Here is a 25,853-nt window from a genome sequence, read left to right on the forward strand (position 1 = left end):
TACTGATTTTATTATCAAGAGCTTAAACACTAGCCCGGTACATCTAAATAGTCATCGAAAACAATCTGGTCTCCGGTGCCTTTCGATGCAGGTACAGATCGAAAGCCATACACACATTGCGTACAAAAGGCCTTCCTTTTTCGGTAACATAAATACCATTCGAAACAAATTCGACAAGACCATCCATAGCCATTTCCTTTAGTTTGTCCCGGACCTCATCCAATTCGTTGAACCTTTCGTTTTGATTCTCCCAGCTAGTCTTAAATTTACACATTAAATTTAAGATATGCTTGCGAATAACCCTGTCTTCTTCGGTTAAAATGTGTCCTCTATAAACAGGAATAATATTACTTTCCACCAGATGGTGATACTCTTCCAGACTTTTTACATTTTGTGCAAAACTATCCCAACTATCACTTATACTGGAAATACCCAAACCTACCATTACCCTGGTCTTAGAAGCTGTATATCCCATAAAATTCCTATGCAAGGTTCCCTTCTCCATAGCTTTGAAAAGCGAATCCGATTTTAGTGAAAAATGATCCATTCCTATTTCCGAATAGCCTACTTCGGCCAATAATGCCTTGCCCATCTCATACTGCTCACGCTTCTCCTCGGCAGATGGCAAATCGGAATCCTTATACCCTCTCTGTCCATTTCCCTTTAACCAAGGAACATGGGCATAACTATAGAATGCCAAACGGTCTGGCATTAATTGTTTGGTCTTTAAAATAGTCTCTATAACATCTTCCTTTGTTTGAAAGGGCAGGCCAAAAATAATATCATGGCCCACGGAAGTATATCCTATTTCCCTGGCCCATTGGGTAACATTTTTTACATTTTCAAAAGGTTGCCATCTATGAATGGCAAGCTGCACCTTCTTGTTATAATCCTGAACCCCATAACTTACCCTTCTAAATCCAACATCATAAAGCGCTTTCAGATGTTCTTTGGTGGTGTTATTGGGATGTCCTTCAAAACTAAACTCGTAATTCTCCGCACGGGTGGCCGAGGTAAAAATACCGTTGATAAGCCTTGTTAAATTTTCCGGTGAGAAGAAAGTTGGGGTTCCTCCCCCCAAATGAAGCTCCTTAATTCTTGGTTTTGTTTTAAATAAATCACAATAAAGTTTCCACTCTGTCAGGACATCGCTGATATACGGATTTTCAACTTCATGCCGTTTGGTAATTCTTTTATGACACCCACAAAAAGTACAAAGGCTTTCACAGAAGGGTAAGTGGATATATAGACTTATACCTTCGTCCCCATTGCTTTCACTAAAATTTTTGACTAAAGTACTTTGCCACTGTCGGCCAGAAAAAGATTCCAAATCCCAATAGGGAACCGTAGGGTAACTGGTATATCTGGGGCCGGGGATATTGTATTTTTGAACTAAATTGGTCATAAGCTATTGTTATTTACAATAGCCACAAAAGTACCACGGGGCCGCCTTTAAAAATATGACACTTATCAGGTTTCGCTACCACCAACAAACTAAGGACCACTATTCCAGCCCATTCAATTGCCAAAATAATGATTCTTGGAAGCCTGCCTTAATTTAAAGAATCGTTAAAAACAGTACAATTAGAAACTAATTTTTTAAATAATCCGTTCTAGAAGTCCCTTTATGATAAAAACTATATTTTTGTAAACTTAAAAATAACCAATTATGACATTACTTTTAATGGCGGCCGGTAGTGGAAGCCGATATGGCAAACTAAAACAATTTGACGACTTGGGTCCAAAAGACGAGTTCTTAATGGAATTCAGTATTTATGACGCCCTGAAAAATGGTTTTGACCACATAGTTGCCATTACAAAAAAGGAAAATGTAGATTTCTTAAAGGAGCATTTATCCAGCAGATTGCCCAAAAATATTAAACTGGATGTTTTGGCGCAGGAAGTAAACGACCTTCCCGAAGGAGTAACCTTTGAAGGTGAAAGGCTAAAACCATGGGGCACGGCACATGCTGTATGGACCGCTAGAAATGTAATTGACAAACCATTTGCCATAATTAATGCGGACGATTATTACGGCAAAAATGCTTTTGAAAGTGCTGCCGATTTCATTAGGACCAATGGCAACAAAGAAACATTTGGCCTTATTGCCTATATCCTCAAAAACACCTTATCCGAGCATGGATCGGTATCTAGGGGAGTTTGTAAATCGGATGGCGGAAAATTGACTTCCATTCACGAGCATACCAAAATAGAAGCCAAGGACAATGTAATAATTGATTCCGATTCGGGCACCGAATTTACTGGAGAAGAATTGGTAAGCATGAACTTCTGGGTTTGTCAGCCTTCCATATTTCCATTTATTACCGAGTACCTCAAGGACTTTATAGGAAATAAGGATAACCATGCCAAAGGGGAAATTTATCTTCCGTTCGCCATAAAGGAAATGATTGCTAAAAATCTGATAGATGTAGATGTAATTCCTTCCGCAAGTCAATGGTTTGGGGTTACTTATGCCAGCGATAAGGACATTGCAGTTGCAGAATTACAGCGTATGACAGACAATAATGGGTATACCTCTCCTCTTTGGGACAATGTTTAGAACGGCTTATTTATGATTGTAAATAAAAATGTTGAGCTCAACGAGCTGTTGCAAAACTTCTCTATAGATAGGAAAACCTATGAGTTCCAAGGAATAAACCAAGGTTATATCAATGACACCTATTTGGTCCTGGACAACCAATACCCCTTGTATATACTCCAAAGAGTAAACCACAATGTCTTTAAGGATGTACATGGGCTAATGGGCAATATTGCCAACGCCTTTCAACATTTGGAGGACGAAAATTACACGGCCATTGAACTCCTTAAAACGGAATCGGACAATTCTTATTATAAGGATAAAAAAACAGGTTATTGGAGGTTGATGTCCTATATCAACAATACCACGGCCTACGACAATGCCACGGATACCAACATTGCATTCGAGGCCGGAAGGGTGGTTGGAAAATTCCATCAACTTTTGGCGGAGGCGGCCTTGGACAAATATGTGGATACCATCCCTAATTTTCACAATCTCCCTTTAAGGGAAAAGCAATTTGAGGAATCCATTCAATCCGCGAAAGCAGAAAAATTGGAAACTGCCGAAAATGCCATAAGCTTTGCTAAGGAAACCTTGGAAAAACTGAAAATTTTGGACAATTCCAAGTTGCCGTTGCGTGTTTGTCACAACGACACCAAATTAAACAACATCCTTTTCTCCAAAGAAGACAATAAGGCACTTTGCCTTATAGACCTGGACACCATCATGAAAGGGTATTTTTACTTTGATTTTGGCGATGCCATAAGAACTGTTGCCAATACCGCCGCCGAAGATGAACAGGATCACGACAAGATTACTTTTGAAAGACCATTGTTCGAAGCCTTTATAAGGGGCCTTGAGAGTAACGGTCCCTTTTTATCTAAAGAAGAAATTGACCTCTTGCCTTGGGGTGCCGTATTTATGCCCTTCATTCACGGTTTAAGGGCCCTAACTGACTATTTGAACGACAATATATATTACAAGGTATCTTACGAAAACCAGAATTTGGACCGCTGCCTAAGCTTGTTCAATTTTACCAATAAAGCCCTTCAAGAAATAGAATATATGACCCAAGTGGTCAAGGAGGGGCTTACACCAAAGGTTTAAAACATTTTTGGGTTTTGGTATCGATTAAACCCTTCTGGTGGAATCCCTAACGATTAGACTGGTTTTAATCACCTTGGTGGTACAATCCCTATATTCCTTGCTCTCTATCCGTTCAATAAGGACCTTGGCCGCCGTCTCCCCTATATAAGTACCGTGCTGACTCACTGCAGTAAGTGCCGGACTTACGTAGCGCGATAATTTGCCATTGGTAAATCCTATTACGGAGATATCTTCCGGCACCCTATACCCCCTGGCCTTAATCAATCTCAAGACTTCTACCGCCGTAATTTCATCCAAAGCCATAATACCGTCTATAGGTTTGTAATTCAATAAAAAAGTTATTAGAACTTCCATATCGTCCTCCTTGCCTACCCTTAATATTAATTTATCATCAAAGGGAATACCAGACTCTTCCAAGGCTTTCTTATATCCTTCCACCCGAAGTTTCCCCACGCTGGAATGATCAATAGCGGTAACTAGGGCAACCGTTTTGCAACCGAGGTTTATAAAATATTTGGTGGTTTTATAACCGGCCTCAAAATCATCAACCACTACCTTGTCACATGGGATCACATCCGAAACCCTATCGAACATTACCAAAGGAATCTGTTCGTCCAAGATATTTTGAAAATGATCCAGTTTGTTTTTAAACTGTGTTTCTTCCGCCATGGACACAATTAATCCATCAACGGTACCACCTCCTAGAAACTCAAGGGTGGCAACCTCCTTTTCATAGGATTCATCACTGATACAGCTAAGTAGAATATATCCACGTTCATTAGCTACTTTTTCAATCCCTGAAAATACCTGTGTAAAAAAATAATTGAGAATATTGGGAACTACAACCCCTATGGTCTTTGTCTTCCGCTGCAATAAACTAAGGGCCACTTTATTTGGCCTATATTTATTGTCCTTGGCAAACTGCTGTATTTTGGCCTTTAGTCCATCGCTAATTTCATGGCTATCATTGATGGCCTTGGAAACCGTTGAAATGGAAACACCAAAATATTGGGCAATCTCCTTTAGGGTTATTTTTTTCATAGAATTATCTTATCCCGAATTTCGGTAAAATAACTCCCTTTATAATATTATTAAAAGATTTTTTGTAAAAATCTTTAGATTAACCCAAGTCGATCGCCCAATAGCTTAGTGCTATTTATGCCTCTTATATGTATTGATTGATGATGTTCTCGAACAACTCCTGTTTCCCGCTCTGCAACTTCAATTCCCCATTTTCTTGGGCAATTTTGTAAAGGGCTTCCAAGTTCAACTTACCATTCTCAAAGTCCTTCCCTTTGCCTGAATCGAAGGAACTGTATCTTTCCGCAAGCATCTTCTCATAGGCAGAGGAAGAAATAATCCTATCTGCAGTAAGCAAGGCACGAGCAAAGGTGTCCGCACCACCAATATGGGCATGGAAAACATCATCCAAATCCGTAGAATTCCTTCTTATTTTGGCATCAAAGTTTACGCCACCACCTTGCAGTCCACCCGCTTTAAGGAAAACCAACATGGCCTCGGTAGTTTCTTGAATATTGTTTGGGAACTGATCGGTATCCCATCCATTTTGGTAATCCCCCCTATTGGCATCTATACTACCCAACATTCCGGCCTTCGCCGCCACTGCCAATTCATGTTGAAAAGTATGCTGGGCCAAGGTGGCATGATTCACCTCTATGTTTATTTTAAAATCTTTCTCCAAACCGTATTCACGTAGGAAACCTATTGCAGTTGCCGTATCAAAATCGTATTGATGCTTGGAAGGCTCCATAGGCTTGGGCTCTATAAAAAAGGTTCCCATAAATCCTTGGGCTCTGGCATAATCCCTGGCCATCCCTAAGAATTGGGCCATATGATCCAGTTCGCGTCCCATATCCGTATTCAAAAGGGACATATATCCTTCCCTTCCGCCCCAGAAAACATAATTCTCGCCGCCAAGGGCAATAGTAGCATCCAAGGCCAATTTTATCTGGCCCCCTGCCCTTGCCACTACATTAAAATCAGGGTTGGTAGCAGCCCCGTTCATATAACGTGGATTGGAGAAACAATTGGCAGTTCCCCACAATAATTTGATTCCTGAGTCGGCCTTTTTTTCCTTCAAATAATCGGTAATTACAGACAAACGTTTCTCAGATTCCGCAAAAGTGGCTCCTTCCTGAATAAGATCGAAATCATGGAAGCAAAAATAATCAAACCCCATTTTACTGATAAACTCAAAAGCTGCATCTGCCTTGTCCTTGGCCGCCTGCACAGGGTCCGAAGACTGGTCCCAAGCAAAATTCTGGGTACCTGGACCAAACGGATCCGCTCCCTGTCCGCAGAAGGTATGCCAATAGGCTATGGCAAACTTAAAATGCTCGCGCATGGTTTTCCCAGCAACCACTTGGTCTGGATTATAATATTTGAATGCCAAAGGATTATCGGATTCCTTACCTTCAAATTTAATATCACCTATTCCTTTAAAGTATTCTTTGTTTCCAATTATTGCCATCTCTTATTTATTATTTAATGATTAGTTCCAATTCTTTTTTCCAATTTTCATAGGCCATTTGATAAGCACTTTTATCGCTCAAAGGCTTAAAAGTCTTTACATGGTCGTTATTGGTAATATAGGTTCCAAATTTCTCAAACCCTCCTTCATTGATGCCAGCTGCCCTGGCCGCACCAATGGCCCCAGTGGTATTATAAATTTCAATGTCCTGCGACACTAAAGTGGATACTGTTTCGGAAAAAATTTCCGACCTAAACAAATTATCATTCCCGGCACGCATCACCTCAATGGATATTCCGTCCGATTTTAGGATTTCCATTCCGTATACAAAGGAAAAGGCTATTCCTTCCAAAGCCGCCCTACAAACATGTGCCTTGGTGTGATTATTAAGGTTGATGTTGACCAGTCTGGTTCCAATATCCTTATTGTTCAGCATGCGCTCCGCTCCGTTTCCAAACGGAATTAGACATACTCCGTCCGAACCTACTGGAATGCCCCAAGCCAGGGAATTCATTTCCTCGTAGGATTGCACATCCAAATTATTTAAAAGCCAGCGGTACTGAATTCCAGCACCATTGATATTCAACAATTTACCTACTCTTGGAGTCTGTTTACTGTAATTGACGTGGGCAAAATTATTTACCCTTGTACTTTCCTTCCCCGATAAACTATCGGTAACCGCATAGACCACCCCAGAGGTGCCTCCAGTGGCAGCAACTTCCCCGGGATTGAACACGTTCAGGGCCAAAGCATTATTGGGCTGATCCCCCGCCCTATATAGTATGGGCGTACCTACTTCCAAACCACTTTCTTGGGCCCCTCTGGCATCTACTCTGGATTGAAGTCCGAAAGTATCCACAATATCTGGAATAAAGGACTTGGGAATGCCATAATGCTCCATGAGTAAATCTGCCTCCGTGTCTTCCTTGAAATCCCAGAGGATTCCTTCCGATAATCCGGAAATAGTGGTATTGATCACATTGGAAAAGCGAAAAGCTATATAATCTCCAGGAAGCATTAGCTTGTCTGCCGTCTTATAAAGTTCTGGTTCGTTTTCCTTGACCCATTTCAATTTAGAAGCCGTAAAGTTTGCCGGGGAATTCAATAAATGGGACTTACAGATGTCCTCCCCAATATCGCCATAAGCCTTCCTTCCAATTTCCACAGCACGACTATCGCACCAAATAATGGATTTCCTGACCGGCTCTCCTTGTTGGTCCACCAATACCAATCCATGCATCTGATAGGCTATGCCTACCCCCTTTATCTGATCTTGGTCTATAGCATACTTCTTCTTTATTTTCTTTATTCCCTGACAAACATAAGCCCACCATTCTTTGGGATCTTGTTCTGCCCAACCATTTTTTAAGGCTAACATTTCCATTTCCGTTACCGGTTCCTGAACTACCCCAACACTTTTGCCAGTAGCCACCTCTACCAAAGCCACCTTAATTGAAGAGCTACCAATATCCAATCCCAAATAATACATATGTCTTAAAATTTTATGGAATAAATTCCTAATATGAAAATTCTTGAAGAACCAATCAAATATATTAAAATCTATATCAAGACAAACATATTGGGGAACACTGCATAAATAAAGGCAAAAGATACGGTCAAAGACTAATATCCTAATTATTTATATAAATAACTGAAAATATGGTAGTTATAAATTAATTGTGACGCCACGACACTTTTCGAAAACGCTTTCGTAGAAATTGGCACTTCCAACCAGTGGCCACAAAAATTGGATTAGGAAATTTATCCGTAAACCTTGGTTGAACCTATTCCTTTTTTTTACTCACCAGACCTTTTGTAAACTCGTTCAAGGTCTCCACTTTTTCCTCAAAATCCCCTTTTATGGTCTTTCGGAATTCGTTTAAATTTTTTACCAAATCGTCTATATTCTCTGGAATTACATCCTCAAAAAACTGTCGTAGGCGTTTAGCCGTAGTGGGCGATTTGCCATTCGTAGAGATGGCCACCTTTACATTGCCCTTGGTTACGATCCCGCCCATGTAAAAATCACAAAAAGGTGGATTATCGGCAACGTTCACAAGGATATGCCTTTCCCGGCAATCGTGATATACCTGTTCGTTTACATCAACTTTATCGGTGGTGGCAATAACCATATGGCGTCCTTCCAAATAGCTTTTGTCATACACATCCTTGGTTATCTTAACCTGATGTTTTTTGGCAAGTTCCAAAGTTTCAGGCAAAAATTCCGGTGCCAACATTTCTACTTGGGCATTAGGGCTGGATTTAAGCATAAAAGTCAGTTTTTCCAGACCCACGTTACCTCCCCCTACTATAAGAATATTTAGCTGGGATACTTTTAAAAAAACAGGGTACAATTCATTCCTTTCCATATGTCCTTCAATGTTATTCTTGTTCGATGGGGTGTAAAACAATTACTTTCAGTTGTAAAACTGCAATTCCGAAATTCAAATAAGAAATTTATTCAAAGATAAGGCACAAAATGCTTGACCCTCTTTCATTTTGGATAGATTTTACGATACACCCACCTGTTTATGTTAATTCCTTGGAAAATCGTGTGTATATTTTTTTATTGCCATGTTCAAAAGTGCTAATTTCGATACCCGTAACTCTAAACTAACATTATACATTGCCATTAGGTTTTTTTTAAAAGAAATACTCCTCTGGCAACATCACAACTCAACATTACAATTATGACCAATTACACCAACTTGAAAAATCTATTCTTAACCCTATTACTACTGTTTACCTGTGTAACAAATGCACAAGAAGCTGTAGATTATGTCAACCCATTGGTTGGTACAGATTCCAAGCCTAGTATGTCCAACGGAAATACCTACCCTGCCATAGCCATGCCTTGGGGAATGAACTTTTGGACGCCACAAACAGGAAAAATGGGTGATGGCTGGGCATACACCTACGCTGCCGATAAATTAAGGGGCTTTAAACAAACCCATCAACCTTCCCCATGGATGAACGATTACGGTCAGTTTGCCGTTATGCCACTTACCGGGAAACTACGCTTTACAGAAGACGACAGGGCCAGTTGGTATTCGCACAAATCAGAAATTGTAAAGCCTCATTACTATAGTGTTTATTTGGCCGACCATGATATTACCACAGAAATTACCCCCACGGTAAGAGCTGCCATGTTCAGGTTCACCTTTCCCGAAAATGAAAATTCACATGTGGTACTCGATGCCTTGGACAAAGGCTCCTATGTGAAAATTATTCCAAGCGAGCGAAAAATAATAGGATATACCACCAAGAACAGTGGTGGGGTTCCAGAAAATTTTAAAAACTACTTTGTGATGGTCTTTGATAAGGACTTCGAAAGCACCAAAACCTTTAGTGGGGAGCAACTATTGGAAGGTCTGGAGATTGAAACCGATCATGCCGGTGCCATAGTAAGCTTTAAAACACAGAGAGGTGAGGTCGTAATAGCCAAAGTAGCCTCCTCCTTTATTAGTTATGACCAGGCCGAATTGAATTTAAAGGAACTTGGCACCGATGATTTTGACACTATAAAAAAGAAGGGAAGGGCAGCCTGGAACAAGGAACTGGGAAGAATTAAGGTAGAAGGCGGTAGCATGGATCAATTCAGGACCTTTTATTCCTGTCTTTATAGATCCTTGTTGTTTCCAAGGAAGTTCTTTGAATATGACCTTAACGGAAATGTAGTGCATTACAGCCCTTATAATGGAAAAGTACTTCCTGGCTATATGTTCACGGATACAGGATTTTGGGACACATTTAGAGCCCTTTTCCCTTTTCTAAACCTTATGTACCCCGAACTCAACGCCCAGATACAAGAAGGTCTTGCCAATGCCTACAAGGAAGGTGGCTGGTTGCCGGAATGGGGAAGTCCCGGCCTAAGAAACGTTATGGTAGGGAACAATTCTGCTTCCGTTGTTGCGGATGCCTATTTAAAAAATGGGAACAATCAAAATTATGATATCGATACCTTGTACGAAGCATTGATACATGGGGCCAATAATGCCGGTCCCTTAACAGCAGTAGGACGAGCAGGAGCGGATTATTACAATAAGTTAGGCTATGTTCCCTATGATGTGGATATCAATGAAAATGCAGCAAGAACCTTGGAATACGCCTATGACGATTTCACCATTTATCAGTTGGCAAAAGCCTTGAACAAACCTAAAAAGGAAATCAACCTATACAAAAAACGAAGTCTAAACTATAAAAACCTGTTCGATCCTGAGACCAAATTAATGCGTGGCAAGAATGAGAACGGCGAATTTATGGCTCCCTTTAACCCTTTTAAATGGGGCGATGCCTTTACCGAAGGCAATAGTTGGCACTACACCTGGTCCGTTTTTCATGACATACAAGGCTTGGCGAACCTAATGGGTGGCAATGAAGCCTTTGCCGCCAAATTGGATGAAGTATTTTCGTTACCGCCCGTTTTTGACGAGAGCTATTATGGCTTTGTAATCCATGAAATACGGGAAATGCAGGTAGCCAATATGGGGCAATATGCCCATGGCAATCAACCAATTCAGCACATGCCCTATCTATATAATTTTGCGGGACAACCATGGAAAACACAATACTGGGTAAGGGAAACCATGGACAGGATGTACACCCCGGCCCCAGACGGCTATTGTGGGGATGAGGACAACGGACAAACCTCTGCCTGGTACGTATTCTCGGCCATGGGGTTCTATCCGGTTTGCCCAGGTACGGATCAATATGTATTGGGAACCCCATTGTTCCAAAAAACAACGCTTATCTTGGAAAATGGTAAGGAAATTAGCATTAATGCGCCTAAAAATAGTGCATCCAACAAATATGTAAATACACTGACCTTGAATGGAAAGACCTATTCCAAAAACTGGTTGAGCCATAAAGAACTTATGCAAGGGGCTGTTTTGGAATTTGAAATGACAGACACCCCCAATAAAACAAGGGGAACTAAAAGCGAGGATTTTCCTTTTTCACTTTCCAATGAAAAATAAGAAATATTAGTGAAGGTTTTACAAAGTATTTAACCCTCACCAAATCAAAAGCGGCGATCCATTACAGAAGCAAGAAATTGCTTTAGGACCGCCGCACCGATATTTGTACCCCTTAAGGGGCTAACAATTTTTAGGATATTCTTACCTGTCCATCCCCATAAACGTAATATTTATTGGTTACTAACTGCTCCAGCCCCAGAGGGCCCCTATGGTGCAATTTATCCGTACTGATCGCCAGTTCCGCACCAACACCCATTTGTCCGCCATCGGTAAATCTCGTAGAGGCGTTGTGGTAAACTGCGGCACTATCCACCTGATCCATGAACTCCATAGCCTGCTCCTTATTCTTGGTCATAATGGTTGCGGAATGCCCTCCGGAATAGTCGTTGATCTTTTGAACCGCGGATTCCAAATCATCTACCGCTCCAACAACACATTTCATATCCAGGAATTCTTCATACCATATAGACTCGTCTTCCACAACATTATTTTCAGACAGCACCTCGGCCACTTTGCTATCCACTACAACCGAGACACCCTGGTCTTTTAAGATAGTATTGAGCTCCTTTACCTTGTCGGAATAATTATCAATATTAACGTCAACCAAGATTTTATCCAGGGCATTACATGCCGATATCTTTTGGGTCTTCGCATTTAGGATTACCTCTAGACTCTGTGCCCAATCCGCATCCTTGTCCACAAAAAGAAAATTATTGCCCCTTCCACTGACCAATACCGCGCATTTGGCATGCTCCTTTACAAAGGCGATCAAGCGTTCCCCACCACGGGGTACGATCAAGTCCAGCTTTTCGGTAGGATTCCTCAAAAATTCCTGGGTCTCCTCCCTATTCATATGCAGCAGTTGGATCCATTGGGTATCCAAACCATTTTCCTCCAGTGCCAAGTGCCAACATTTTTCCAAAATAATATTACTATGAACAGCTTCCTTCCCCCCCTTCAACAAAATTTTATTATTGGCCTTGAAGGCCAAAACAGCCGCTTCTATGGTAACATCCGGCCTGGATTCATAAATAATCATGATGGTCCCAAAAGGCGCAGTTTTATTTTCAATTTTCAATCCGTTTTCCAGTGATTGTTCCGTTTTAATTTTACCCACCGGATCTTGCTGTTGCAGCACCTCTTGGATAGCTGCAATCATTCCATCTACCTTTTTATCATCCACAATGAGTCTATCGTACATAGCCCTGTCCGTTTTATCAAAAAGATCCAGATCTTTCTGATTTGCGGCTATTATTTCTTCCCTTTTGCCATCCAATATCCGCATCATGGATCGCAATACTTTATTTTTTATTTCTGTATTTAATAATTTCATGCGTTTATTTTATGTTTACTCTACTTATACCGAAATCTTGGTTCCCACGCTCTTGCCTTCCACAATATCCAGTATAACCCGCTTTCTTTTGCCATTGGCAATATAGGTCGGGATATTTTTGGAGGCGGTTTGCTTGGCAATGCTCAACTTGGAGCCCATGCCCCCTCTACCTTCAGCCTCTCCCTTGTCTATGGTCTTAATATATTTCTCCACATTCTGGTCTACGCTGACATTCTTTATTACCTCGGTGTCCTTATCATCGGGATGCCCGGTAAATAATCCTTCCGTATCGGTAAGGATGATCAATTTATCGGCCTTGGTAAGTTCTGCCACCAGACTTGCCAATTCATCATTGTCCGAAAACATGGAATTGGTCAAGGAAACAGCATCATCCTCATTGGCTATAGGCACAACACCCTCGGCCAATAAGCCTTCGTAACAATTGATCATATTATCGCGATGGCTTCCGGGATTAAAATCCCTTTTGGTTGCCAACACTTGGGCACACTTCATTCCATAATCTTGAAATATATTGTAGTAGTGCCGCATCATCCTAGGTTGACCTATGGCCGAATATACTTGTCGCCTTGTAGCCTTATCCGTAATTTGGCTCTCTCCCATCACTTCCATACCGGCTATAACCGATCCCGATGAAACCAAAACCGACATGATATTTCGTTCGTACAATTCTGCTATCTGTTGTACCAAATGATCAAGGACAGGCTTTACGATCCTGTTGTCCTTATTGGTCATTACATTGGTACCTACTTTTATAACTACTCTCTGTTTATACATATTCTATTTATCTTGTCCTAGTTCTACAGCGCGATTAAAAGCGGAGTAGGCGGCCTCCTTTATAAGCTCCTTTACATTATTGTCTTCCATGGAATCCAATGCCGCCCTAGTGGTCCCTCCTTTGGAGGCTACTCTTTCCATCCATGAATTGGGGGAAAGATCGGATTGATTGAACAAGTCTACCGCACCTTCAAAAGTCTGACTAACCAACATTTTGCTGTCATTTCCCGAAAAGCCCATTTTTAATGCCGCTTCCATCATACTTTGCATAAAATAGAAAACATAGGCCGGGCCACTACCCGAAATACCAGTGGAAGCATCGATAAACTTCTCTGAGCTTACCAATATAGATTTCCCTGTGGTATCCAATAAATTTTCTATGGTCAATAATTCTATCCTTGACACTTCCTTGGAAGCGGTATATGAAGTTACCCCCTTCCCAATTTGGGCCGGAAGGTTTGGCATAGCACGGACAATTTTTTGAAGCCCCAACTGGTCTTGCATCGATTTTATGGTAACTCCGGCCATAATAGAAATAACAATCTGCCCCTCATTGACCAAGTCTTTCATCTTCTTAAATAAATCCTCACTATGGAAAGGTTTTACCGCAATAAAAATTAAATCTGCCTTGGGTACACAATCCTCCAAGTTTTCATGTACTTCAAAATGTAAAATCTTTTTTAAGGACAAGGTCTTTTCTTGGGAACTATCCAAGATCATCAAATTTCTTTTCTTTAATAGTTTTGATTTCGACATGGCTTCCGCATAGGTCAATCCCATATTCCCTGCCCCAATTACTAATACTTTCATGTATTGTTTTTAAGTTAATACGTTAATTTACAACCCCATTTGTACAATAACCATGCGATACCCCATTATTCCATATAGAGTTTAACTGTTGATATAGTTTTACCATAGATAAAACCTATACATTAGCCTTAGCCTATACTATTCTTGCAGTTGCGTTTTTAAACTGGATTGGAAAATTTTTGTTTTAAGGCCTTCGGGCGAAGAATAAATAATTGCAAAACCTGACAAAAATGGTGTTTTCTCCTAAAAATTGTCAAGAGTTGACCATGGCAGCTCCGCCATTCAAATAATAATAATTGCAGGAAATTGGCCCATTAATGGGCTACAGCAATAAAACAGGTCCTATCCTAGTTTGGAAGGACTGATAAGTAATAATAAATACGGATATGAACTAACCCTTACTTAATGTAAAAAGTAAATTTTCAACATGGTTGCCTGTTCATCGAACTCGTTGGAAACGCCATGTGGAATAGAGCCATCAAAATAAAGCAGATCTCCTTTTTCCAATAGTACCTTATCCTTTTTCAGCAAATAATTTACCTTTCCTCCGAGCACATAAATCAGTTCATTGGCGTTGGTTGAGATGGGCTTTCGGTAGGCACCAGCAGAAACACTAACAATATATACCCTTATACTACTGTCTGATGAAGGACTGGATAGCAAATGAGTATATTCGAGGTTAACGGAATCTTCCCGGTCTTCCTTGGTCCCAGTTCCATTTTTAATAACGATATAATCTCCGGTAACACTGGATGACAGGTCCAGTTCGGACAGATCTATACTCAGGGTCTGCATTATTTTTAATAGTACCGGTAGGGATGGAGTGGTTCTTAAATTTTCAATTTTAGAAATTAATCCGGCACTAACACCGGTTCTTTTAGCTACTTGCTGCAAGGTCAAATCTCTTTTTTGACGGGCCAATTTTAATTGCCGCCCAATATTTATAAGAATGTCATCCATTGAATTGCTGTTGATCAAGAACTTGCCCAAAAAAAATAGCAACCTTGATATTTATATTGCAAAAATAAACAAATATTTCTGTCAAATTGGAATCAAATGGAAGTTGAATACAAACTATATAATGAGTACGATGCAACTATTTCACAATGGTCCGAATATCGTCACCAACAGGATGGTTGGTCTTGAAGGTAAAACCCAATAATTTTGAAGCTGTTCCCGCTATTTGGTCTTGAAAAATTTCGACATTGTCACGAACTTCTCCTAGAGGTTCTATTCCCGGACCTAAGACCCCCAACCAAGTCTCATCACAATGTGGGGCTGCCGTTCCGTGATCGGTCCATTTTTGACCTATTCCCCTCCCATGATCAGGATATATCATAATAGCCGTTTTATCCTTATAAAATGGATCATTTTGCAGGGTTGCCCACAAACTTTTTATCATGCCATCTATAAAATAGCCGGCATTTAAGTAATTATCGTAATCTCCAGAATGTCCGTAATTATCTGTATCTGCAAAATCTATGTGCACTACTTTTGGATGGTTGGCCTGAATATAGGCTTTGGTCATGGCAAAAGTTAGTGCATCCGGTCTACATTCCCCAAAGTATTCCGGTACCAGATGCTGTATTTCATTGGCCAGAATTTGGGCCTCGGATAAATTGGCTCCAAGTACATCCTCCCCTGGTAAATTAACCATCATACCATTGCGGTCCCTATTTAATATTCTGCCCAGGGCATCCCAAGAAGCAAATGTAACTACCTTATTGGCATATCCCTTTTGTCCATTGATAAATTCCAAAACATTAATATTGGGATTATTCGGAAAGGCATTGGAATTAATATTAGGATCGTAAAAACCACAAAGGGTCTCACTTCTTCCTGGATAGGAGAACCAATACTCATTTCTGAGACTTACCTTACTGCCAAGATCCCGGTTACCATAAACCTGGCCCCTTACTGCAATTGTCTCCCAAAAAAAAGGCATTAATTTCCTACGTCTCTCGGCTACCGTTGGCGCCCAATATTTATCATTCTTTAACAATAAAGAATCGGCACCACGAAAAACTTCCTGCCACCGTAGGCCATCCACGGATATTAAAATTAAATTTTCCACTTGGCTCTTTTGGGAAAAGCCGCATAAGGTTATAAGAAAGAAAATTAAAAAGAACCTATAATTCATCTTTTTTGCATGTATTTATTTAATTTGAAAATCGGTTAAAACTGCAGCATGATCAGACGGGAACATGATGGGATGGTAATCAATGACCTTTGATTCTATGGGGCTTAAACCCTTTCCTTTATAGTAGATATAATCAATTCTGTCCCTTAGACCATACTTATACGAAGAAGTAGCGGCCCTGGGGGTCCACGTAAATCCGGGGTCGAGCAAGGGATTAATGTGCAATTCGCGATAGCTGTCCATAAAACCTGCTTGGGTCATTTCCTTGCTCTCCGGCCATTCCACTATTTTACCATAATGGATATCCTTTGTTTCTGCCGTCCAATCCAAATGGGACCCCATATTAAAATCGCCGACCATGATTACCGGAACTTCATCGGTATTTTTTAAATAGGGCGAAATTTCCTTTAGAATTTCCTTTATTTCCGTGTGGCGTGTCCCGGCTTCATCCGCTATTAATGCTTTTGGAGTTTTATTTTCTTTTATGATGCTATTGCTATAATCGGGCAAATAATGCAGCCAAGTATCAAAAAATATCAATTCTTGGGAAGGACCAGTCATTAATTTTACCCCGCCAAAATTGAACGGCTTAAAGGCCCTAATGGTTTCTGCAATAGGATAGCGACTCATTATAGATAAGTTGGAGCTGATCAAGTAGAAATAATAGCCCAAAGAATCCGCTATTATTGCTCCAGATCCATAGGTTTCAACAAGGCCAACAAGGTCTGCGTTGGTAGCTTTTATAGTTTCAATGACTCTTTGCAATCCTACTTCCTTCCCATATCGATGCCCACCGTGCCAAATATTCCATGTCAACACCTTTAAGTGTCGGGCGTCCGAAGCTACTGCACTATTCTTTGAATTAGGGCGATATTGGGAGTACAACTTCGCAACGGTTTCAGCATCAATGACAGAATCCCATACCTTTATCTCATCAATAAAACCATTAAAGGCATTCCATTGGCCATTGGAACCGTATTCCCACTTCTCATCCGAACCTCCTATTACCGTGGTGTACTGGGACTGCAAACCCTTTAGGTCCGGAGTGTTATAGATAGCGACATTAATTCCATCAAAATATATCCATGTTTCTTTTTTATTCCGGTCTACGGTAAAAAGAATTTGATGCCATTCCCCGTCGTTAATTCTTTGTCTTTCGGCTGTGGGCACATAATCATACCTATTCTTGCCATCATTTAGAATTAAGGCCCATGCCCCATTTTCCCGGGAGTAAAGTTGCCAACCCTGTGTGGTGGGGTCTTCAGCAAGTTTATTCCCAATAATGGGGGTTCCCATTGCCGCATCAGCTAGTGTTTTTACCCATATTTGGACTGTGAAGTTGGCTATTTCGCCAAAATCTGGCAACTCCCCGTTTTCCATCTTAAGGGGTCTTCTTAAAGCTGCATTGGCGGACAGATCCAAAGCCTTCCCTAATAATCCCTCAGAAAATTGGGATTGCTGAAGGTCCATCATATAAGTTGCTTCATTTTTGGATATATGCCTTTCTTCAAAGCCAAATTCGTCAAAATTCATGTAAAAAATGGGCTCCTGACCTTGGGCAAACTCCAATTTCAACATAAAAATTAGAGCCAAGACAATTGTTATAGAATATTTTATCTCCATGTTGCATTGATGCAAAGTGGACCATATGCATCTAAAAATCCTATATGCATCATGGCATCTTTCTTTTCTATTTCCGAAAAAAAATATCCTAATATCGTTTCCAAACTTCCTTATCATGTTTTTACTTTTTGTGTTTAAAATCAACCTTTCTATCGCTAATGGATGCAGAAAGCCTAGGGGCATCGGGATGGCCTTTTTCCAATGGGGTAGGTTTTACAAACTGACTTTGCCTACCTTCAATTGAAATTTGACCAGAGGGGTCCAAGCTTATAAAGGCAAAAATGGAATCCTGGTACATGGCCATACTACCATGGGAACCATATCCTTCCCCTACATAAAAGTAGGAAGCACTGTTCATTTGGAAATAGTGAACATTGTTTATATAACTATGGTCGTCTACATGATGGTGGCCACAGAAACAGGCAATTACTTTTTGATAGTCCGTTCTATTGTTGGCATCATCAATAACTTTTCTAACCGCAAACCTACTGGGAGAGGACCAACCATCCCAAATTTCGTCGAAGGCCTGATGGGAAATGATTATGGTCTGCCTATCCGTTTTTTCCAAATCCTCCCTTAGCCATTCGATTTGTTCCGGGTTTACCAAGCTTCTGTTCTGTTGATCAATATAAAAATTGGCATTGCCATAATCCTCATATCTCCCATCTTTCCGTATATAATTTCCATCCATTACCACAAAGTGAAAGTCGCCCTTATCAAAGGAATAATAATTGCTCTCCATCCCAAAAAAATCCATGGCTTCCTTCTTGGTGACCTTGTCCATATCATGGTTACCTAGCACATGATATTTTTCACCCTTATAAGTGTTCCAAAGATCCATACATTCCTGCGCTTCTTCCGTTGCAAAGCAAAAATCCCCTCCTTGAATAATAAAATCCAATTTTCGGGAAGATGCCTCTTTTATAAAGACCTGCAAACGCTCAAGTCCGTCTGAACAAAAGCCATGATGGACATCGGTTATAAAACCAATATTGACCTTGTTATTTTTAGTGATTTCACTTTTAGGTGAAAAGGCGTAAGCCCCAACATTACCCATTCCCATTGCCAAGGTTCCCAATCCCATCTTGGCCATAAACTTACGACGTCCTTTTTTTTGATCTTGCATGATATTATCTCTTGATTGCTTAACCACTTACTTTATTAGATCTGGCAGCGGCACACCTGTTCAGCCATTCTTCCCCAAAGGGGTCTATTCTACCAAATCTAGAAATTTCAAATTCTGAAAAATCGAGGGGATTAGGCCTACCCGCTGCCATTTCAGCAATTCCAAGCCCTACCCCGCCAGCAACGGAAATCCCTGCACCACAACACCCTGAAGCTACCAAAAAACCCTTTATACCCGGAACTGCCCCCAATACCAATTGTGAGTCGGGCGTATATCCCGAAAATCCGGCCACATAATATTTAATCCCCATATCGTAAAAAGCAGGAAAAAAACGGGCCAGTCGCTCCCCATTCTCAAAAAGATCCTCCATCCCTTCATCCGCGCTAAAAACGAAGTCGGTAATATCCTTGGGCACATCTTTTGGGGAAGCGACCAACGATTTCCCCTCGCGTATCCCAAACAGCAATCCCCCACCTTCAGGTCGGGCATAGGCTTGGGCGTCAGGCAAAAGGACCATGGGCGAATTTATGGGAAACAGATCGGAGCGTTCCGTTATCCAATACTGACTTCTCACCGGGGCCATAGGAAGGCCTACCCCCACCTGCCCAGCTAGCAGGGGTGCCCAAACTCCAGCCGCATCCACAACGCTCTCTGCAAGGATGTCCCCTTCACTAGTCTTTACACCCTTCACCGTACCAGCTTCATGTATTAAACCAACTACCTCTACCCCTTGGCGAATTTTAACTCCCCGGTTTCTGGCACATCTGGCAAAAAAAGTCCCCAACATATAAGGGTCACAATAGGCCTCGTTAGGAACGAACCCTATTTTCAAAGCTTCTTCCACTTCCAACCAAGGTGCCTTTTCCTTGGCTTCTTCCTTATTGATATAATAGGCTTCCTGATCGTATTCCCTGGCAATATCCATTAACACTTCCAGATCCCTTACCTTGGCTTCACTTGCTGCCACATGCATCATACCTACCACCTTAAAATCCAAAGTTTCCCCTAGCTCCTCCTCCATTTTTTTGGCTACTTTAAAGGTCTCAATGGTCAGCGGTATATAGGAGCGCTTGGACCTCACCATGGTCATAAGTGCCGCTGCCCTGCTGGTAGCCGCGTTGTTAAGCTCATTGCGCTCCAAGAGCATTACTTGTTTTCCTGGATTGTTCTTACTAAAATAATAGGCAATGGCACAACCAAATATGCCGCCTCCTACAATCACTAAATCCGTCTTTTTCATCATTGTTACATTATTTCCGAAGAGCAAAAAAACTAGGCACCTCCATTATAAGTACTCATTAATCGGAACTCTGAAGGTTCCACTTTATGGCTGCCAATCCTCCTCCAATGAACGACATGATAACAAAAAAGTAAAATAGATTGTCCCAGCCGTAATACTCGTTGATAGCCACTACAATAAAGCCTGAAAACATTTGTCCAACAGACCCCATCCCATTAATAATGCCAGCGGCCATTGCCGCTCCCTTGGTACCCCCAACATCCATAGAACCGGCAGTACAAATCAGGGAATCCGGCCCATAAGTAGCAATCCCTATCAGGGCAATGCTGATTATTGTAGCTATTTTTCCATAAGGAACCATATAGGGGTGAGCTAGGCAGGCAAGGCCCAATCCAATCATCATTATGGCAACAGTACTAAATCGATTGGATTTAAAGATCTTATCCGAACTGTAACCTGCCAGGATGACCCCGAAAAAGCCTATCAGCTCATATACCGAAGACATATAACCTGCATCGCTAACATCATAGTGTAACGCCTTCTCCAAATAGACAGGCAACCAAAAGAGAAAGGCATATCTGGTCATTTTGAGGATCATATAACAACTGGAATAGATCCAGAGGGAACTATTCCTTAACAGCAATCCCAATATCTTTAGTTTCTCCGCCTTGGCCCCGCCTTCAAAATCATATTTATTTTCGACTATTTTAGGCAACCCAACATCTTGTGGGCTGTTCCTAGTGAACAAGAGATAGAGAATGGCGATCACAAAGAGAATAAGGGAGGGAAAAATAAAACCTCGTTTCCAACCCAGCTCAGAAAGGAATTTCATATCAAAAGCCGCATAGGTAGCAAATATGGTAGCTAGAAAGCCCCCGGTAACATAACAGGTAGACCACCATGACATGACTATTCCGCGCTCCGTTCTTCTGAACCAAGGGGTCATATTCTTAATTAATCCACTCCAACCCGTAGATTGACCATAACCATTTGCCGCTATCAGAAAAACAATAACCCCGGCAGAAAATGTCATTCCTAGAAATAAATTTCCAATTGCCGCTAAAAATAGCCCAACTGTAACCACTTTTCTAGGGCCGAAGGTATCGGACAAGTATCCATTTACAAATTGCCCAATAGTATACACCAGACTATAAACAAATATAATAGAGGCGTAGTCGGAATTGTCGAGTCCCAAATCGGTCTCCATGGAGCTCCAGGTAACCGACAAGTTCTTCCTACCAAAATAAAAGCCAGCGTAAGCGAGCCAAGTGAGGACAAATATTCTTCTCCTCCAATATTTTTGATCTGTGGTTAAATTCATGTTTGGTATTGGTTAATTTATTTTAAATTTTAAATCACATGACTAAAAAATTGGTTTGAAGGGGCACACCACCTGTACCTCTGTGCAGGTGGTGGCATTTAATTTATATTATGGAACATGTATTAATTTACCATTGCTTTTCGATTATAAACAAAAAGCAATAATCAACATAAAAGTCTTGTCTGCCAATCGCTACAAATCAATTTTCCAAAAACCCTATTTGAATAAGGTATTCCTTCAATACTTTTAAGAAATCTTCCATATCCCTATAATCGATCTGCCCTATGTTGGAAATCCTAAACGTATCATAATTATTAACCTTTCCTGGATAAATGGTAAAGCCCCTTTCAAAGAAAAAATCATGCATTTCGTCAAAATCATATTTCTCGTTCTTTGGCTCTATGATGGAAGTTATAATTTTAGAGTGATGTTCCCTGTCTATTAAATATTCCAATCCCATTTTTTCTATCCCGCTAAGTAGGGTTTCCCAGGATTTTGCATATCTGGCATATCGCTTCTCTACAGTTTCTTCCTTGGTTTCGATAATAGCCTGTTTCAGGGCATAAAAAGTTTGAACAGGAGGGGTAAACCTAGTTTGATGCGTTTTTTCAAAATAAGCGTACTGGGCATATAAGTTTAGATAGAGGTTCCGCATTGGAATAGATTCTGTGGCCAATAATGCCTTTTTATTACAAATAGCGAATCCTATTCCGGCCATTCCTTGTATGTTCTTGTTGGAGCTGGCCGCCAAATAATCAATATTCATGACCTTCATGTCCACTGGAATAGCCGCAAAACCGCTCATGGAGTCTACTATAAAACTAATATTGTAGGTTGCACATAATTTCCCAACCGCAGTAATATCATTTAACAAACCTGTAGTAGTTTCATGATGTATCATGGCCAAGTGCGTTAATCCCTTTTCTCCTTTTATTACCTCTTCAAGGGCTTTTAGATCAATTGGCTCTATGGAGGAGGATTCAAAAACTACGGTATCCAATTTATAAATTTTCGTTATCTGGCACATGCGCTTTCCATAAGCACCATTATCTATGATAAGAATGTGTCCGTTTTCGGGCACAACGGAACTCAATATGGCCTCTACCGTGGCCGTTCCTGAACCCCCGAACAAAACAGTGACATAATCCTTGGGATCTCCTACAAATTTGGTAATCTCAGTGGCACAATATTCCATAAGATCCCCAAACTCCTTCTCCCTAGGGCAGATATCGGTAACAACTTGGGCCAATTTTACAGAATCGGTGGTAGTTGCCGGACCGGGGTTGAGCAACACATTTCTTTTTATTTGCATTTCGTATTTGTCGATTAAGATTTTTGAATTACTTAAATTATTGTAAAAATTATAGCTACCTACTTAGGCAATATCCCATGGCAGGGAATAGGTCTTGACATAGGTATAGCCTTTCATGGTCTCTATGACCCCTTCCTTGTACCCCAAGCCAGAATCCTTCACCCCTCCAAAGGGCGTCCATTCCAAACGGTAACTTGGCGCTTCGTTTACATTTACGGTACCAGTATCCAATTCGGTAATTACACGCTGAATGGATGGCCAGTGATTACTTACTACGCCACCGGACAAACCATAAGGCGTGTCATTGGCAATGTCTATGGCCTCATCCAAAGTTTTAAACCTAATTATTGGGGCAACCGGACCAAAGGTCTCTTTTGCCACTACTTCGTGGGCATTTTGTACATGGTCCAAGACCGTTGGCGCATAAAGTGCACCATCGCGTTTATGACCGGCCAATAATACCGCTCCATTATCTATGGCATCTTGGACACGCAATTGCATCTCCTTTGCGGATTCTTCGGTAATCACTGTACCCATGTCATTTTCCGCATCATATGGATCCCCATATTTTAAAGCTTCAACCCGGGCAGTTAATTTAGCGGCATAATCATCCGCTATACTCTCATGCACCAAAATCCTTCGGATGGCGGTACAACGCTGGGCCGAATTTTTAAAGGTTCCAGACATGGTTACCTCAACTGCCTCATCGATATCGGCATCTTCAAGAACCAACAATGCCGAACTACCTCCCAACTCCAAAACCAATTTTTTATATCCTGCTTTGGAGGCTATTATTTTGCCAACCTTGCTACCACCGGTAAAGGAAACCATGGTTATTTCCGGATGTATGGTCATCATTTCTGCAGTTGCCTGAACATCCGCCCCATTTATCACGTTCAACATATTTGGTGGCAACCCACAATCCAACGCCAATTGTGCAAAATAATAAGCCGATAAGGGAGTTTTTTCGGACGGCTTCAAAACCACGGTATTGTTGGTTGCGATAGCTGGTGCTATCTTATGCACCACCTGGTTCATAGGATGATTGAACGGGGTTATACAACTAATGAGCCCCAGGGGTACACGAGTAGTATAGATCCTTCTGGGCTTACCGTTTTTTGATACATCGCAAGGGAACACTTGGGAATCATCGTCCAAAGCCTTCATGGCCGAAAATCTGAGTACATCGGAAACCCTACTGGCTTCATATCGGGTATCCTTTAAACAAAGTCCAGTCTCATCGGTAATCATTTTACTCACCTCATCGACCCGCTCTTCCAAGGCGTTCGCTATTTTGTTAAGTATATCGTAGCGTTCATATCTGGTAAGGTTAATTTTTGTATTCTTGGTATCCGTCAACACCTTGTCCAAGGTTTTGGTATCTATGGACGCTACCCTGCCCACCTGCTTTTTTGTGTATGGATTATAAATATCTATCCATTCCCCAGTTTTAACCTGTTTTCCATTAATTATACTTCCAAACTCGATCATAGTATTGTTTTAAATGGTTTAGTTAGAGAATCCGTTGCTCAAAAAATGGAACAAATCGAAGTTCCTACTAGCCCCGGACGCCAATTTCTCACTGTATTCGGCGTTCAATTTCTTGTTGAATATCATGGGCACTACTTGACAGTGTTCTCCCCCATGTGAACGCAAGCCTTCCTTAACCTTGTCCAATTCGTGCCAATCAGGGGTCCTACCAATGGTAGTCGCTGAATCTGCCAACACCACCAAATCTCCAATCCTATCGCCTGGAAGTTCATATTCCTCAACGGCTTCAGCATTGGTAAGCACCTTTTCTATTCCGTCCAAAGACAACAAATAGTCCTTGGCCGCCTGCAACTGGGATTTATCTTCCAAATACAAGGTACCATAACCTCCCAAGGCCCCGTGATGTACAACATAGGGATCCGTGATAGGCAAAATTACCCTCGATTTAATATTTTGGGCATCCAAAAGTTGTTCTATAAACTGCACTTTTGGACTTCCATCGGGATTGGTCTTTGCCTGCATTCCATGATCCGCGGTTACCCCTATAATGGCACCCAGCTTATCCAACTCTCCCAACCATAGGTCTATTTTGGATAAAAAATCGTTGGCATCCGGACTACCTGGAGCATATTTATGCTGTACAAAATCGGTTGTCGTTAAATACATTACGTCAAAATGCTCGCGCTTCAACAGTTTGGCCCCGGCTTCAATACAATAAACGGAAATATAGGGATCATAGATACCTGGTCTCTCCTTGCCCATTAATCCTTGCTCCACATTTTCAATACCGTTTTCTTCCAAAGTGGCCTGATTGGCAAATTCTGCCGAAAAGCATATCCCATCAAGATTATGGGCAAGCATTTTTCGCAACTTGTCCTTGGCAGTAACCACGGCTACTTTTCTTCCGTTTTTACTTAACTCGGACAATATGGTAGGAACTTTTAGATACTTTGGGTCGTTCATCATCACTTCTTCCTGAAGTTCGGTATCCCAGTAAAAATTCCCACAAATTCCGTTCACCTTTGGCGTAACCCCTGTAACGATAGCCATATTATTAGGATTCGTAAAAGAAGGAATCACACTTTTCACCATTCCCATGGAACCCTCTTTAATGAATCGTTGCAAATTGGGCATTACCTCCTTGGCTCCTTCATAATAGGGATAAGAGGTTCCGTCCATACATATTCCAATAATGGTCTGTTTTTGTTTAGGGTAATTTCTGCTATTAATGTTCATGCTATAAAATGTCTTTGAGTTTTTCTTAAATTTTGCACTAAAGTACAAAATTTTTACTAATAGGATAATTTTAGTCACAAAAAATAAATGATATTCATTGAAGCACGGGAGGAGTATAATTGCCCAACAAAAATGAATCCAATATCAATAGCAGGCACTAATTAGAGATTATTATATTGTAAGCTAAACACTAAATCTGTGTATTGAATTAACCGTGTACTTGGATAAAAAAAAGTAGTATATAAACCAATTGGGCCTATAAAAAAATCCCTATCTCATTTAAGAAATAGGGACTTTGAAAATTTTTAAGCTT

20 protein-coding genes are annotated in these 25,853 nt (G+C 41.0%); 3 read left to right on the forward strand and 17 right to left on the reverse strand.

Annotated features, from left to right (window positions below):
* Positions 1-43: 43 nt before the first annotated feature.
* Positions 44-1,405, reverse strand: coding sequence for an oxygen-independent coproporphyrinogen III oxidase (gene hemN / locus BUA60_RS14945; protein ID WP_072863034.1), 1,362 nt, complete (start codon positions 1,403-1,405; stop codon positions 44-46).
* A gap of 264 nt (positions 1,406-1,669) precedes the next feature.
* On the opposite strand from hemN, the gene BUA60_RS14950 reads away from it, so the two are divergent.
* Together BUA60_RS14950 and BUA60_RS14955 are read left to right on the forward strand one after the other, a co-directional pair.
* A complete protein-coding gene (locus BUA60_RS14950; RefSeq protein ID WP_072863036.1) occupies positions 1,670-2,560 on the forward strand; it encodes a nucleotidyltransferase family protein in 891 nt (296 codons plus the stop codon).
* Positions 2,561-2,572: 12 nt separating this feature from the next.
* Entirely contained in the window at positions 2,573-3,646 is a 1,074-nt protein-coding gene (locus BUA60_RS14955; protein WP_072863038.1) for a phosphotransferase enzyme family protein, read from the forward strand.
* Between the two features lie 24 nt (positions 3,647-3,670).
* Here BUA60_RS14955 and BUA60_RS14960 read toward each other — a convergent pair whose 3' ends face one another.
* The 4 genes from BUA60_RS14960 to BUA60_RS14975 form a co-directional block, all read right to left on the reverse strand.
* A complete protein-coding gene (locus BUA60_RS14960) occupies positions 3,671-4,687 on the reverse strand; it encodes a LacI family DNA-binding transcriptional regulator (RefSeq protein ID WP_072863040.1) in 1,017 nt (338 codons plus the stop codon).
* Between the two features lie 124 nt (positions 4,688-4,811).
* Positions 4,812-6,137 carry a xylose isomerase gene (gene xylA, locus BUA60_RS14965; protein ID WP_072863042.1) on the reverse strand — a complete coding sequence of 442 codons (1,326 nt, stop codon included), beginning with the start codon at positions 6,135-6,137 and terminating at the stop codon, positions 4,812-4,814.
* Positions 6,138-6,147: 10 nt separating this feature from the next.
* Positions 6,148-7,626: a xylulokinase gene (locus BUA60_RS14970; RefSeq protein ID WP_072863043.1), complete on the reverse strand. Its 1,479-nt coding sequence runs from the start codon at positions 7,624-7,626 to the stop codon at positions 6,148-6,150.
* 295 nt (positions 7,627-7,921) lie between these two features.
* Positions 7,922-8,506, reverse strand: coding sequence for a precorrin-2 dehydrogenase/sirohydrochlorin ferrochelatase family protein (locus BUA60_RS14975; protein WP_072863044.1), 585 nt, complete (start codon positions 8,504-8,506; stop codon positions 7,922-7,924).
* Between the two features lie 321 nt (positions 8,507-8,827).
* Between BUA60_RS14975 and BUA60_RS14980 the strand changes: the two genes are divergently transcribed.
* The gene (locus BUA60_RS14980; protein WP_143153202.1) at positions 8,828-11,113 is read left to right on the forward strand and encodes a GH92 family glycosyl hydrolase; all 2,286 of its coding nucleotides are present in this window, start codon (positions 8,828-8,830) and stop codon (positions 11,111-11,113) included.
* Positions 11,114-11,243: 130 nt separating this feature from the next.
* On the opposite strand, the gene BUA60_RS14985 is transcribed toward BUA60_RS14980, so the two are convergent.
* From BUA60_RS14985 to phnA, 12 genes are all read right to left on the reverse strand, one after another.
* Positions 11,244-12,446, reverse strand: a complete 1,203-nt coding sequence (locus tag BUA60_RS14985; RefSeq protein ID WP_072863046.1) for a glutamate-5-semialdehyde dehydrogenase — start codon at positions 12,444-12,446, stop codon at positions 11,244-11,246.
* Between the two features lie 24 nt (positions 12,447-12,470).
* Entirely contained in the window at positions 12,471-13,241 is a 771-nt protein-coding gene (gene proB / locus BUA60_RS14990) for a glutamate 5-kinase (protein WP_072863048.1), read from the reverse strand.
* 3 nt (positions 13,242-13,244) lie between these two features.
* Positions 13,245-14,051 (reverse strand): pyrroline-5-carboxylate reductase, encoded by an 807-nt coding sequence (proC, locus tag BUA60_RS14995; RefSeq protein ID WP_072863049.1) that lies wholly within the window; start codon positions 14,049-14,051, stop codon positions 13,245-13,247.
* Positions 14,052-14,453: 402 nt separating this feature from the next.
* Positions 14,454-15,011, reverse strand: a complete 558-nt coding sequence (locus BUA60_RS15000) for a helix-turn-helix domain-containing protein (RefSeq protein WP_072863051.1) — start codon at positions 15,009-15,011, stop codon at positions 14,454-14,456.
* Between the two features lie 136 nt (positions 15,012-15,147).
* On the reverse strand, positions 15,148-16,125 hold the full coding sequence (locus tag BUA60_RS15005) for an alkaline phosphatase family protein (protein WP_178347007.1): 978 nt from the start codon (positions 16,123-16,125) through the stop codon (positions 15,148-15,150).
* An 81-nt stretch (positions 16,126-16,206) separates the two neighbouring features.
* The gene (locus tag BUA60_RS15010; RefSeq protein ID WP_072863243.1) at positions 16,207-17,769 is read right to left on the reverse strand and encodes an endonuclease/exonuclease/phosphatase family protein; all 1,563 of its coding nucleotides are present in this window, start codon (positions 17,767-17,769) and stop codon (positions 16,207-16,209) included.
* A 166-nt stretch (positions 17,770-17,935) separates the two neighbouring features.
* Positions 17,936-18,940, reverse strand: a complete 1,005-nt coding sequence (locus tag BUA60_RS15015) for a metallophosphoesterase family protein (RefSeq protein ID WP_072863055.1) — start codon at positions 18,938-18,940, stop codon at positions 17,936-17,938.
* Between the two features lie 19 nt (positions 18,941-18,959).
* Positions 18,960-20,183, reverse strand: a complete 1,224-nt coding sequence (locus tag BUA60_RS15020; RefSeq protein ID WP_072863057.1) for an NAD(P)/FAD-dependent oxidoreductase — start codon at positions 20,181-20,183, stop codon at positions 18,960-18,962.
* A 55-nt stretch (positions 20,184-20,238) separates the two neighbouring features.
* Positions 20,239-21,501 (reverse strand): MFS transporter, encoded by a 1,263-nt coding sequence (locus tag BUA60_RS15025; RefSeq protein WP_072863059.1) that lies wholly within the window; start codon positions 21,499-21,501, stop codon positions 20,239-20,241.
* A 199-nt stretch (positions 21,502-21,700) separates the two neighbouring features.
* Entirely contained in the window at positions 21,701-22,813 is a 1,113-nt protein-coding gene (locus BUA60_RS15030; RefSeq protein ID WP_072863061.1) for a 2-aminoethylphosphonate aminotransferase, read from the reverse strand.
* 63 nt (positions 22,814-22,876) lie between these two features.
* Positions 22,877-24,304 (reverse strand): aldehyde dehydrogenase family protein, encoded by a 1,428-nt coding sequence (locus BUA60_RS15035; RefSeq protein WP_072863063.1) that lies wholly within the window; start codon positions 24,302-24,304, stop codon positions 22,877-22,879.
* Between the two features lie 18 nt (positions 24,305-24,322).
* Positions 24,323-25,540, reverse strand: a complete 1,218-nt coding sequence (phnA, locus tag BUA60_RS15040) for a phosphonoacetate hydrolase (protein WP_072863065.1) — start codon at positions 25,538-25,540, stop codon at positions 24,323-24,325.
* Between the last annotated feature and the right edge of the window lie 313 nt (positions 25,541-25,853).

The organism is Arenibacter palladensis, from assembly GCF_900129275.1.
Lineage (GTDB): Bacteria > Bacteroidota > Bacteroidia > Flavobacteriales > Flavobacteriaceae > Arenibacter > Arenibacter palladensis.

Coding starts and splice junctions, on each gene's coding strand:
- proB (WP_072863048.1), bottom strand. CDS start 13,241: ATGTATAAACAGAGAGTAGTTATAAAAGTAGGTACCAATGTAATGACC.
- BUA60_RS15000 (WP_072863051.1), bottom strand. CDS start 15,011: ATGGATGACATTCTTATAAATATTGGGCGGCAATTAAAATTGGCCCGT.
- BUA60_RS15020 (WP_072863057.1), bottom strand. CDS start 20,183: ATGATGAAAAAGACGGATTTAGTGATTGTAGGAGGCGGCATATTTGGT.
- BUA60_RS15035 (WP_072863063.1), bottom strand. CDS start 24,304: ATGATCGAGTTTGGAAGTATAATTAATGGAAAACAGGTTAAAACTGGG.
- BUA60_RS15015 (WP_072863055.1), bottom strand. CDS start 18,940: ATGCAAGATCAAAAAAAAGGACGTCGTAAGTTTATGGCCAAGATGGGA.
- BUA60_RS15025 (WP_072863059.1), bottom strand. CDS start 21,501: ATGAATTTAACCACAGATCAAAAATATTGGAGGAGAAGAATATTTGTC.
- BUA60_RS14950 (WP_072863036.1), top strand. CDS start 1,670: ATGACATTACTTTTAATGGCGGCCGGTAGTGGAAGCCGATATGGCAAA.
- proC (WP_072863049.1), bottom strand. CDS start 14,051: ATGAAAGTATTAGTAATTGGGGCAGGGAATATGGGATTGACCTATGCG.
- xylA (WP_072863042.1), bottom strand. CDS start 6,137: ATGGCAATAATTGGAAACAAAGAATACTTTAAAGGAATAGGTGATATT.
- BUA60_RS14955 (WP_072863038.1), top strand. CDS start 2,573: ATGATTGTAAATAAAAATGTTGAGCTCAACGAGCTGTTGCAAAACTTC.
- phnA (WP_072863065.1), bottom strand. CDS start 25,540: ATGAACATTAATAGCAGAAATTACCCTAAACAAAAACAGACCATTATT.
- BUA60_RS15030 (WP_072863061.1), bottom strand. CDS start 22,813: ATGCAAATAAAAAGAAATGTGTTGCTCAACCCCGGTCCGGCAACTACC.
- BUA60_RS14985 (WP_072863046.1), bottom strand. CDS start 12,446: ATGAAATTATTAAATACAGAAATAAAAAATAAAGTATTGCGATCCATG.
- BUA60_RS14960 (WP_072863040.1), bottom strand. CDS start 4,687: ATGAAAAAAATAACCCTAAAGGAGATTGCCCAATATTTTGGTGTTTCC.
- hemN (WP_072863034.1), bottom strand. CDS start 1,405: ATGACCAATTTAGTTCAAAAATACAATATCCCCGGCCCCAGATATACC.
- BUA60_RS14970 (WP_072863043.1), bottom strand. CDS start 7,626: ATGTATTATTTGGGATTGGATATTGGTAGCTCTTCAATTAAGGTGGCT.
- BUA60_RS14980 (WP_143153202.1), top strand. CDS start 8,828: ATGACCAATTACACCAACTTGAAAAATCTATTCTTAACCCTATTACTA.
- BUA60_RS15010 (WP_072863243.1), bottom strand. CDS start 17,769: ATGTTGAAATTGGAGTTTGCCCAAGGTCAGGAGCCCATTTTTTACATG.
- BUA60_RS14975 (WP_072863044.1), bottom strand. CDS start 8,506: ATGGAAAGGAATGAATTGTACCCTGTTTTTTTAAAAGTATCCCAGCTA.